General features: G+C 67.9%; 11 protein-coding genes and 1 pseudogene. 11 read left to right on the forward strand and 1 reads right to left on the reverse strand.

Annotation, left to right across the window (positions count from 1 at the left end; translation table 11 throughout):
- The first annotated feature begins 28 nt into the window (after nucleotides 1–28).
- On the forward strand, nucleotides 29–919 hold the full coding sequence (locus ABIA65_RS24775; RefSeq protein ID WP_354525193.1) for an SDR family NAD(P)-dependent oxidoreductase: 891 nt from the start codon (nucleotides 29–31) through the stop codon (nucleotides 917–919).
- Between the two features lie 49 nt (nucleotides 920–968).
- Nucleotides 969–2,060, forward strand: a complete 1,092-nt coding sequence (locus ABIA65_RS24780) for a hypothetical protein (protein WP_354525194.1) — start codon at nucleotides 969–971, stop codon at nucleotides 2,058–2,060.
- Here ABIA65_RS24780 and ABIA65_RS24785 read toward each other — a convergent pair.
- Nucleotides 2,032–2,538: a DUF1990 domain-containing protein gene (locus ABIA65_RS24785; RefSeq protein ID WP_354525195.1), complete on the reverse strand. Its 507-nt coding sequence runs from the start codon at nucleotides 2,536–2,538 to the stop codon at nucleotides 2,032–2,034. The genes ABIA65_RS24780 and ABIA65_RS24785 overlap by 29 nt on opposite strands.
- 54 nt (nucleotides 2,539–2,592) lie before the next feature.
- Between ABIA65_RS24785 and ABIA65_RS24790 the strand changes: the two genes are divergently transcribed.
- The 9 genes and pseudogenes from ABIA65_RS24790 to ABIA65_RS24830 form a co-directional block, all read left to right on the forward strand.
- The gene (locus ABIA65_RS24790) at nucleotides 2,593–3,213 is read left to right on the forward strand and encodes a PaaI family thioesterase (protein WP_241399371.1); all 621 of its coding nucleotides are present in this window, start codon (nucleotides 2,593–2,595) and stop codon (nucleotides 3,211–3,213) included.
- Entirely contained in the window at nucleotides 3,210–3,644 is a 435-nt protein-coding gene (locus tag ABIA65_RS24795) for a TIGR02611 family protein (RefSeq protein WP_354525196.1), read from the forward strand. The genes ABIA65_RS24790 and ABIA65_RS24795 overlap by 4 nt, the downstream gene beginning before the upstream one ends.
- Before the next feature lie 64 nt (nucleotides 3,645–3,708).
- Complete coding sequence (gene thrS, locus ABIA65_RS24800) at nucleotides 3,709–5,763, forward strand: threonine--tRNA ligase (protein WP_354525197.1); 2,055 nt, start codon at nucleotides 3,709–3,711, stop codon at nucleotides 5,761–5,763.
- Between the two features lie 14 nt (nucleotides 5,764–5,777).
- Entirely contained in the window at nucleotides 5,778–6,374 is a 597-nt protein-coding gene (locus tag ABIA65_RS24805) for an ATP adenylyltransferase (RefSeq protein WP_241405702.1), read from the forward strand.
- Nucleotides 6,371–7,048, forward strand: a complete 678-nt coding sequence (pgsA, locus tag ABIA65_RS24810) for a phosphatidylinositol phosphate synthase (protein ID WP_241399368.1) — start codon at nucleotides 6,371–6,373, stop codon at nucleotides 7,046–7,048. The genes ABIA65_RS24805 and pgsA overlap by 4 nt, the downstream gene beginning before the upstream one ends.
- Nucleotides 7,045–8,046: a phosphatidylinositol mannoside acyltransferase gene (locus ABIA65_RS24815; RefSeq protein WP_354525198.1), complete on the forward strand. Its 1,002-nt coding sequence runs from the start codon at nucleotides 7,045–7,047 to the stop codon at nucleotides 8,044–8,046. The genes pgsA and ABIA65_RS24815 overlap by 4 nt, the downstream gene beginning before the upstream one ends.
- Nucleotides 8,046–9,170 (forward strand): glycosyltransferase family 4 protein, encoded by a 1,125-nt coding sequence (locus ABIA65_RS24820; RefSeq protein WP_241399366.1) that lies wholly within the window; start codon nucleotides 8,046–8,048, stop codon nucleotides 9,168–9,170. Before ABIA65_RS24815 ends, ABIA65_RS24820 begins: the two co-directional genes overlap by 1 nt.
- Nucleotides 9,167–10,198: an NUDIX hydrolase gene (locus tag ABIA65_RS24825; RefSeq protein ID WP_354525199.1), complete on the forward strand. Its 1,032-nt coding sequence runs from the start codon at nucleotides 9,167–9,169 to the stop codon at nucleotides 10,196–10,198. Before ABIA65_RS24820 ends, ABIA65_RS24825 begins: the two co-directional genes overlap by 4 nt.
- A 77-nt stretch (nucleotides 10,199–10,275) precedes the next feature.
- Nucleotides 10,276–10,523, forward strand: a pseudogene (locus tag ABIA65_RS24830) (pyridoxal 5'-phosphate synthase lyase subunit PdxS); the annotation flags it as partial.

A 10,523-nucleotide genomic window follows, 5' to 3' on the forward strand; every position in this document is an offset into this window, starting at 1 on the left:
CTGCCCACGTCTCTGTAGGGTCGGCACGATGACGTCACAGTGGTCGCCGGCGCGGCTCGGCAACTTGAGTGGACAGCGGATCGTCGTGACCGGAGCCAGCAACGGCGTTGGCCTCGGCACGGCCCGAGCGCTGGTGCGCGCCGGCGCACACGTCGTGCTCGCCGTCCGTAACACCACCCTGGGGGCGCAACGCGCCGCCGAGATCGGCGGATCCACCTCGGTGGTCGCACTCGACCTGGCCGACATGGCCTCGGTGCGCTCGTTCGGCGATCGACTCGATGGCGACGTGGACATCCTCATCAACAATGCGGGCGTGGTCACCCAGCATCGCGCCGAGACCGTCAACGGCTTCGAGATGACGCTCGGAACCAACCTGTTGGGGCCTTTCGCCCTGACCAACCTGATGCTTCCCAGGGTGCGGTCCCAGATCATCAACGTCGGCTCCGAGGCGCACAAGTCCGCCACGCTGCGCCTTGACGATATGCACCTGCGCACCAACAAGTGGACCGCCATGGGTGCCTATCAGCGCTCCAAGCTCGCCGTCATGCTGTGGGGACTTGAGCTGGATCGCAGGCTGCGCGTGGCACATTCGCCGGTCGTCGCCCAGCTCACCCACCCGGGATGGGTGGCCTCCAACCTGTCTCATGTCTCGGACAAGCCGCTGATGGCGCTGGCGCATCGCGGGGTGCAGGCGGTCGGCAAGTACCTCGCCAACGATATCGAGCAGGGAGCGGCGCCCACTCTGTACTGCATCAGCGAGCCGATCCCGCCCGGCAGCTACGTCGGGGTTGAGGGCCGGATGGGTCTACGCGGGGGTCCGGTGCTGATCGGGCGATCCACCGTCGCGTGCGACTACGAGTTGGGTGCGCGGGTTGTCGAGTTCGCCGAGAACGAAACCGGCACAACGCTTCCCGTCTAGGTGCTGCGCGATACCATGCGGTGAATCAGTCTCATCGACCGGAGGTTACGTGGCAGCGACACGTCGTAGGCGCCACGGCGCGATCACGCGCAGCGCAATCGGCTCGAGCGCCGCCGAGGCGTTCATCATCATCGCCATCCTGACGATCCTGATCACCAGGGGCTATCTGGAGCTGACCGGCTACCCCCAGATCGGCGGTGGCAACCTGCACATCGCGCACGCGCTGTGGGGCGGCGCGCTGATGATGCTGGCGCTCGTCATCGGGTGGATGGCACTGGGTTTCGGCACCCGCATGCTGTGCGTGGTGTTGGGCGGCATCGGATTCGGGCTCTTCCTCGACGAGATCGGGAAGTTCGTCACCAAGGACAACGACTACTTCTACGGACCCGCCGCCGAGATCATGTACATCCTGGTGGTCGTCATCCTGGTCGGAGCCCGGATGGTCCGCGACATTCGGCCGCTGAATGCCGGCGAGTGCCTGGCATCGGCAGCGAGCATCGCGGCCGACGGTGTCGCCAGAGGCCTGGCCACCCGTCGCCGCGAGATCGGACTCACCCTCGTCGACCGCGCCCGCGAACTCGGCGCCGATGCCGACGAGGCTCGCCTCGTCGGGGGACTGCTCGTCGCGGCTGACCCCGCGTCCGATCGGGTGCACGCCGCCAGGCAGTGGGCGCTCGGGCTGATCCCCGACTTCTTCCGCAGCCCCCGGTGGGTACCCGTCGTCGGCTGGCTGCTGGTGCTCGGATCATTCCTTGGTGTGTCGCTGGGCGCCCTTGGCGTCGCGCTGGGCGGCTACTTCTACCAGGACGACGACCTCACCGTGAGACTCGACGGCCTCAGTGTGCCGTCAGTGATCCTGCTCGTCACCGCGGTGCTCACTCTCGGCATCGCCCTGCCGGCCATGATCGCGCGACGCCGCACCCGCGAGGTGTGGCCGCTGCGCTGGCTGCGTAACGCGGCGCTGATCTTCACTCTCCTCAACGCGCTCGTCGACTTCGCCACGGAGGGGTTCGGTGCGTTGATCAACCTGTCGATCGGACTGTTCGCGATGGCGGTGCTGTCCTATCAGGTCGAGGTCGCCGCGCGGTCGACCGCAGACAGCCCTGACCCCGCTACACAGCCCGCACGTAGCGCTTGCTGATCACGTGCTGGACCAGCGAGGTCAGCGGACCCGCCAACCTGCTCCACCAGGCGCCGTGCCGGGAGAAAGCCGTCACCTCGGCGTACACCGTGTCATCGGCGGCGTCGTAGCGGACGGCGAACAGTTCCTCCCCGGTCTCGGCGTGACCGGGCAGCGTGCCGTAGGCGAACCCGCGGTGGTCCGGGTCATCGAGTACGTAGACGACCCGGCACGGCACGCTCACCGGCCCGAGGGTGACGATGACCTCCGATCCCACGGCGGCCACTTCCGACGTCGCCTCGACCCGTGCGCCGGCACCGCGCAGCATGCCCCACCGCATCACCGCGGCCGCCGCCTCCTCGAAGCGGGTCCTGCCGTGCCCGATCGCCGCCGACTCGTGCACGTGGTGATATCCGGCAGGCAGCGGCCCCGCCGTCGCGCCCACCTCGGCGTAGGTCAGGGGCAGGTCGGACAGGTCGCTCAGTGCTCGCCGGCGCATCACCCGGCCCACCTTGCCACCAGGTGCGATGAACCAGCCCATACGGTGGGACTCGTGACACTCGACAACGCACACGCCGGAGGTGGGTTCAACCCGCCGGTGCCGACCAACCAGGGCGGCCCCGACTACGGCCGGTTCGTCGAGGCCGTTCGCGAACTGCAGGACCACGCCAGGGCCGCCGACGCGCCGGACGACGTGATCACCAAGGCCGCCGACCTCCTCGACGACGTCAACCGCCTGCTGGCGCCGTTCGACGCCGACGAGTGGCACTCACCATCGGGCCGGCGGATGGATCTGCCGGGCCGCGGCAGCGTGCTGTCGATACCGACCGACCTGCACACGGGCGAGGATGGACGCCTCCGCGGCACCACCTCGTTCCGCCGCTACCACCTCGGCCGCAACGGAGCCGTGCACGGCGGCGTCCTTTCGCACCTGTTCGACTCGCTGTTGGGCTTCACCGCCTTCACACTCAGCGGGAGCCCGAAGAACCGCACGGCGTTTCTGCACGTCAACTACCGCAGGATCGCACCCATCGACAAGGAGTTGCAGGTGGACGCTGGGATCGACCGGATCGAGGGTCGAAAGATCTTCGTCGTAGGCCGACTACTCGACGGCGATGACGTGCTGTGCGAGGCCGAGGCACTGTTCGTGAAGCTCAACCCGGGACAGCCGTGACAGGGGACACCGAAGGCGATCTGCAGCGGGTCCGGAGTTGGGCGCGCTGGCGCGACAAGCTTCGCGAGCGCCCCGCGGCGAACTTCACCTACCGCATAGTCGTCGGGGTCGTGGGTGCGGTCGTGCTCTTCGTCGGCATTCTCGCGATCCCGTATCCCGGCCCGGGCTGGGCGATCGTCTTCATCGGCCTGGCCATTCTGGCCTCCGAGTTCGCCTGGGCCCGGCACGCGCTGAGGTTCACCCGCGAACGCTATGACCGCGTGATGGACTGGTTCAAGGCGCAGGGCATGTGGGTGCAGGTGCTGGGCGTGGTGTTCACGTGTGCCGTGGTTCTCGCGACGCTGTGGCTTTTCGGTGCGCTCAGTTGGTCGGCGAATCTGGTCGGCATCGAGTGGCCCTGGCTCAAGAGTCCGATCGGCCTGGGGTCGTGAGCACCCCCACCGATAGCATGGTCGCGTCCGTGAACACCCAGGATCCACTATTAGGAGTCGACCGATGACTGCCGTCGCCAGCACCGCCCCCGCAGCCCCGATCCGGGTCGCTGCCGGGACGACCGCGGCGGCCGCCGTCCGCGCGGCAGATTTGCCCACCCGGGGCGCGTCCAATGCGATCGTCGTCGTGCGCGACGCCGAGGGCCGGCTGCGTGATCTGTCCTGGACTCCCGACGCCGATGTCGAGGTGACGCCCGTCGCGGCCGACACCGAGGACGGTCGCAGTGTCATCCGGCACTCAACGGCACACGTTCTGGCCCAGGCGGTGCAGGACCTGTTCCCGGAGGCGAAGCTCGGCATCGGCCCGCCGATCGCCAACGGTTTCTACTACGACTTCGACGTGCCCCGCGCCTTCACCCCGGAGGACCTCGCGGCGCTCGAGAAGCGCATGCAGAAGATCGTCAAGGATGGCCAGCTGTTCGACCGTCGGGTCTATGAGTCCAAGGACGCCGCGCGCGAGGAGCTCGCCAACGAGCCCTACAAGCTCGAACTCGTCGACGACAAGTCCGGTGATCCCGATGTGATGGAGGTCGGCGGCGACGAGCTCACGGCCTACGACAACCTCAACCCCCGCACGCGCGAACGCGTTTGGGGGGATCTGTGCCGCGGCCCGCACATCCCCACCACCAAGTTCATTCCCGCGTTCAAGCTGACACGCAGCTCGGCGGCGTATTGGCGCGGTGACCAGGCCAACGCCAGCCTGCAGCGGGTCTACGGCACCGCTTGGGAGTCGCAGGAGGCGATGGAGGCGCACCTCGAACTCCTCGAGGAGGCGCAGCGCCGCGACCACCGCAAGCTCGGTGTCGAACTCGATCTGTTCAGCTTCCCAGACGAATTGGGCTCAGGTCTGCCCGTTTTCCACCCCAAGGGCGGCATCATCCGCAAGGAGCTGGAGGACTACTCGCGGGAGAAGCACTCGCAAGCCGGCTACCAGTTCGTCAACACCCCGCACATCACCAAGAAGGACCTGTACGTCACCTCAGGTCACCTGGAGTGGTACGCCGACGGCATGTACCCGCCGATGCACATCGACGCCGAGTTCGACGAGGCCGGCGCCGTCCGCAAGCCGGGCCAGGACTACTACCTCAAGCCGATGAACTGCCCGATGCACCATCTGATCTACCGGTCGCGGGGCCGGTCGTATCGGGAACTTCCTTTGCGGCTCTTCGAATTCGGCTCGGTGTACCGGTACGAGAAGTCCGGTGTCGTGCACGGCCTGACCCGAGTGCGCGGGATGACGCAGGACGACGCGCACATCTACACCACCCGCGAGCACATGCGTGACGAGCTCACCTCGCTGCTGCAGTTCGTGCTCGACCTGCTGTCCGACTACGGGCTCGACGACTACTACCTGGAGCTGTCGACCAAGGACCCGGAGAAGTACGTCGGCGACGATGACGTCTGGGAGGAGGCGACCGCGACTCTGCGTGAGGTCGCCGAGGCCTCCGGCCTGGACCTGGTACCCGATCCAGGTGGCGCGGCGTTCTACGGACCGAAGATCTCCGTGCAGGTCAAGGACGCGCTCGGGCGCAGCTGGCAGATGTCGACGATCCAGCTCGACTTCAACATGCCGGACCGGTTCGAACTCGAGTACACCGCTGCCGACGGCACCCGCCAGCGCCCGGTGCTCATCCACCGCGCGCTGTTCGGGTCGATCGAGCGCTTCTTCGGAGTGCTCACCGAGCACTACGCGGGAGCGTTCCCCGCCTGGCTGGCGCCGGTGCAGGTGGTCGGGATCCCCGTCGCCGACGGCCACGTCGAGTATCTCGATGACGTTGTCGCGCAACTGAGGAAGCGCGGCATTCGCGCGGAGGTCGACGCCAGCGACGATCGGATGGCCAAGAAGATCGTGAACCAGACCAACCAGCGGGTGCCGTTCATGCTCCTGGCGGGGGATCGTGACGTCGAGGCCGGAGCGGTCAGCTTCCGGTTCACCGATCGCACTCAGATCAACGGTGTGCCGCGCGACGCCGCCGTCGAGGCCATCGCGGGCTGGATCGCGGCACGCGAGAACGTTATTCCCACTGCGGAACTGCTCGAGGTGGGCGCCCCGACGTGAGTGGCGATGAGCGCTTGCGCGAAGAGCAGACGGCGCACGACAGACCAGGCGACGACAGACCCGGTGACGACGCGGCCACGGTGGTCGATCGCGGTGTCGGCGACGTCGACCACCTGCAACGGCTCTGGACGCCACACCGGATGACCTACATCGTCGGGGCGATCAAGTCGGGTTCGGCGAAGTCCTCCGAACCGTTCTCCGACATCCCCACCATGTCGGACGAGGACGGCCTGGTGGTCGCCCGCGGTGAACTGGTGTACGCGGTACTGAACCTCTATCCGTACAACCCGGGCCACCTGATGGTGGTGCCGTACCGCCGGGTCGCCGAACTCGAGGACCTGACCGAACCCGAGAGCGCTGAACTGATGGCCTTCACGCAGAAGGCGATTCGCGTTATGAAGAGCATCTCGCGGCCGCACGGCTTCAACGTCGGACTGAACCTCGGCACCTCGGCCGGCGGGTCGCTGGCCGAGCACCTGCACATGCACGTGGTGCCACGCTGGGGCGGTGACGCCAACTTCATCACCGTCATCGGCGGCGCCAAGGTCATCCCGCAATTGCTCCGCGACACCCGTGAACTCCTCGCGACCGAGTGGGCCAACCACCCGTGAGCGACTTCTACCTGCTGACCCGTGCGGCCTACGCGAAGTTGAGCCGCCCCGTCGCCAGGGCCGCGCTGCGCACGGGGCTGACCCCGGACAGCATCACCATCATCGGCACTGCGGGCACCGTGATCGCTGCGCTGACGTTGTTCCCGATGGGCCAATTGTGGTGGGGCGCATTCGCGGTCGCGTTCTTCGTCCTGGCCGACATGCTCGACGGCGCGATGGCGCGCGAGCGCGGCTACAGCACGCGGTTCGGCGGGGTTCTGGACGCGACGTGCGACCGGATCGCCGACGGCGCGGTGTTCTGCGGTCTGCTCTGGTGGGCGGCGTTCGGCGCGCACAGCACCGAGCTGGTGGTCGCGACGATGATCTGTCTCGTCACGTCACAGGTCATCTCCTACATCAAGGCCCGCGCCGAGGCCAACGGGCTGCGCGGTGACGGCGGGATGATCGAACGCCCCGAGCGACTGCTCATCGTGCTGATCGGTGCCGGTCTGTCGGGCGTGTGGTTCCTGCACGTGCCGTGGCTGATCCACGTCGCCATGTGGGTGCTCGCCGCCGCAAGCCTCATCACACTCGGTCAGCGACTGCACTCGGTGCGGACCTCCCCAGGCGCGATGGAACCGCTGCGGGACGGCGCCCCGCCGCCTGCCGACGCCGAGGATGCGAGCGAGTCATGAGTACGCCCTCCGCTGGACTGCCGAGTGTGCGCGGCATCCGCCTGCCACTGGGCGGCCAACTCAGCGACCTCGGCTACGCCGCCGGGTGGCGGATGGTGCGCGCGATGCCGGAGTTCGCGGCCCGCAACGCGTTTGAGGCCGGCGCCTGGTACGCATCACGTGGCGGCGGACCCGCGCAGCTCCGCAAGAACCTGGCCCGAGTGCTCGGCGTCCCCGCCGCCGAGGTGCCGGAGGGTCTGATCCGTGCTTCGCTGGCCTCCTACGCCCGATACTGGCGGGAGGCCTTCCGGTTGCCCTCGATGGATCACCAGGTGCTGGCTCAGCGGCTGAACGAGGCCGTCCAGGGCGATGAGCACGTCGCCGCCGCGTTGAAGGCGGGCAAGGGTGCCGTCATGGCGCTTCCGCACAGCGGCAACTGGGATATGGCCGGGGTCTGGTTCGTCAACACGTACGGCCCGTTCGCCACCGTCGCCGAGCGGCTCAAGCCCGAATCGCTGTACAACAGGTTCGTCGACTACCGGGAGAGCCTGGGCTTCGAGGTGCTGCCGTTGACGGGCGGAGAACGGCCACCGTTCGAGATCCTGACCGAGCGTCTGCACGCGAATGGTCTGGTCTGCCTGATGTCCGACCGTGATCTGACCCGGTCGGGCGTGCCGGTGGATTTCTTCGGCGAGCCCACGCGCCTGCCTGCGGGGCCGGCCCGGCTGGCTCTGGAGACCGGTGCGGCGCTCATTCCGGTGCACACCTGGTACGAACCCGACGTGACCGCGATACGGTTCCACGCGCCACTGGACACGGCGTCGGGGGACGTCGGCGCGATCACCCAGGCGTTGGCCGACCAGTTCGCCGCGGATATCGCGGCGCACCCCGCTGACTGGCACATGATGCAGCCCCAGTGGATCGCCGATCTGTCCGAGGAGCGCCGGTCCCGGCTCATGGGCGAGCCGCAGACTCCTCCCGTGCGTGGGGGAGAACCGGGGACTGAAGGCGGGCCCTGATGCGGATCGGGATGGTTTGCCCCTACTCGTTCGACGTGCCGGGCGGAGTTCAGGCGCATGTACTGCAACTGGCCGAGGTGATGCGCGGCTACGGCCATGACGTCAGCGTGCTCGCGCCGTCATCGAAACACGTGACGCTGCCGGACTACGTCGTCTCGGGTGGCAAGGCCGTCCCCATTCCCTACAACGGATCGGTGGCGCGCCTGCGCTTCGGGCCGGCGACACACCGCTTGGTCAAGCGGTGGCTCATCGAGGGTGACTTCGATGTCCTGCACCTGCACGAGCCGAATGCGCCGAGCCTGTCGATGCTGGCGTTGATGATCGCCGAGGGTCCCATCGTCGCCACGTTCCACACCTCGACCACCAGATCGTTCACGCTCTCGGTCTTCCAGGGTTTTCTACGGCCGTGGCACGAGAAGATCGTCGGCCGTATCGCGGTGTCCGACCTGGCCCGGCGCTGGCAGATGGAGGCGCTCGGGTCCGACGCCGTCGAGATCCCCAACGGTGTCGACGTCGCATCCTTCGCCTCGGGCCCCAAGTTGGACGGTTACCCCCGGCCGGGGCGCTCGGTGCTGTTCCTCGGCCGGTTCGACGAACCCCGCAAGGGCATGGCAGTCCTGATCGGTGCGTTGCCCGGCCTGGTTGAGGCGTTTCCGGATGTCGAGGTGCTGGTCGTTGGCCGCGGCGACGAGGAGGAACTCGCCGAGGAGGCTGGCGACCTGGCGGGTCACCTGCGCTTCCTCGGGCTGGTCGACGACGCCGAGAAGGCTGCGGCGATGCGCAGTGCCGACGTGTACTGCGCGCCGAACACCGGCGGCGAGAGCTTCGGCATTGTGCTGGTCGAGGCGATGGCAGCGGGAACCGCGGTGGTGGCCAGCGACCTCGACGCGTTCCGGCGGGTCCTCGAGGACGGCAGGGCGGGCCGGTTGGTGCCAATCGACGACTCCGCGGCGCTGTCCACGGCGCTGATCGAGGTGCTGAGCGATGACGAGGCACGGGCGCGTTACGTGGCGGCGGCCGCCGAGGCGGTGCACCGCTACGACTGGTCGGTGGTGGCGCGGCAGATCATGCAGGTGTACGAGACGGTGGCCGGTGCGGGCGCGAAGGTGCAGGTGGCGTCGTGACCACCTGGCTCGTGGTGATAGTCCTCGCGCTCGTCGCCGCAGTCCTGCTGCTCGGCGGCGTGTGGGCCTTCCAGACCGCCAACCGCCTCGATCGACTACACGTCCGATACGACCTGTCCTGGCAGGCGCTCGACGGGGCATTGGCGCGGCGCGCCGTGGTGGCCCGTGCGGTCGCCACCGACGCGTACGGGCGCACCGCGCCGGGGCACCGTCTGACGGCGCTGGCCGACGCCGCCGAACGCGCACCGCGGTCCGCCCGCGAAGCCGCTGAGAACGAGCTGTCGGACGAGCTGACGCTTGTCGATCCGGAATCGGTGCCCGTGTCACTGGTGGCCGAACTGGCCGACGCGGAGGCCCGGGTCCTGCTGGCACGACGCTTCCACAACGATGCGGTTCGCGACACTCTCGCGCTGCGTGAGCGACCTCTGGTGCGCTGGCTGCACCTCGGTGGAACCGCCGCGATGCCAAGCTATTTCGAGATATCAGAACGTGGGACGCGCACCATCGTCGGGCAGGCAGGCCGTCGCACGTCGGCGCGAGTGATTCTGTTGGACGAGACCGGCGCCGTGTTGTTGCTGTGCGGATCCGACCCGGCGAAGCAGTCGAGTCCCGCGCCGCGGTGGTGGTTCACCATCGGCGGCGAAGTTGATCCCGGGGAGGACCTCGCCGACGCCGCGGCGCGTGAACTCCGCGAGGAGACCGGGCTCGTGGTGGCTGCCGAGGACCTGATCGGCCCGGTGTGGCGGCGCGATGCGGTGATCGACTTCAATGGCGCGGTGATTCGCAGCGAGGAGATGTTCTTCCTGCACCGCACGACCCGTTTCGAGCCGGCGTCAGGCGGCCGCACCGCGCTCGAGCGCCGGTACATCCACGGGCACCGGTGGTGTGACGCTGCTGACATCCGCGAGTTGGTGGCCCGGGGAGAGATGGTCTATCCGGTGCAGCTCGGCGACCGATTATCCGAGGCCAATGCGTTGGTGAGCGCGGCGCGACCGGCCCGCGGGGGTGAGCTTCAGTCGATCCGCTGAGCCCGTGATGCTCTGCGGATCGATTCGATTTGTGCTGGCCACTAGACTGAATCAGTACTTAATTGGAGGAGATAGCAGTGAATACCGCACCTGGTACCAACGGGTCGGTCAATGCCGGCCAGACCGGCACCGCCCGCGTGAAGCGCGGTATGGCCGAAATGCTCAAGGGCGGCGTCATCATGGACGTCGTCACCCCGGAGCAGGCTCGCATCGCAGAGGCCGCAGGCGCCGTCGCCGTCATGGCGCTCGAGCGCGTGCCCGCCGATATTCGAGCCCAGGGTGGCGTATCGCGGATGAGCGATCCGGACATGATCGAGGGCATCAT

Origin of the sequence: Mycolicibacterium sp. 624, assembly GCF_040548615.1 — a bacterium.
In the GTDB taxonomy this organism is placed as follows: Bacteria; Actinomycetota; Actinomycetes; order Mycobacteriales; family Mycobacteriaceae; genus Mycobacterium.

What these genes read in the sequence shown, in the direction of transcription:
- thrS (WP_354525197.1), top strand. Translation starts at nt 3,709, where the DNA reads ATGACTGCCGTCGCCAGCACCGCCCCCGCAGCCCCGATCCGGGTCGCT.
- ABIA65_RS24820 (WP_241399366.1), top strand. Translation starts at nt 8,046, where the DNA reads ATGCGGATCGGGATGGTTTGCCCCTACTCGTTCGACGTGCCGGGCGGA.
- ABIA65_RS24775 (WP_354525193.1), top strand. Translation starts at nt 29, where the DNA reads ATGACGTCACAGTGGTCGCCGGCGCGGCTCGGCAACTTGAGTGGACAG.
- ABIA65_RS24785 (WP_354525195.1), bottom strand. Translation starts at nt 2,538, where the DNA reads ATGCGCCGGCGAGCACTGAGCGACCTGTCCGACCTGCCCCTGACCTAC.
- ABIA65_RS24815 (WP_354525198.1), top strand. Translation starts at nt 7,045, where the DNA reads ATGAGTACGCCCTCCGCTGGACTGCCGAGTGTGCGCGGCATCCGCCTG.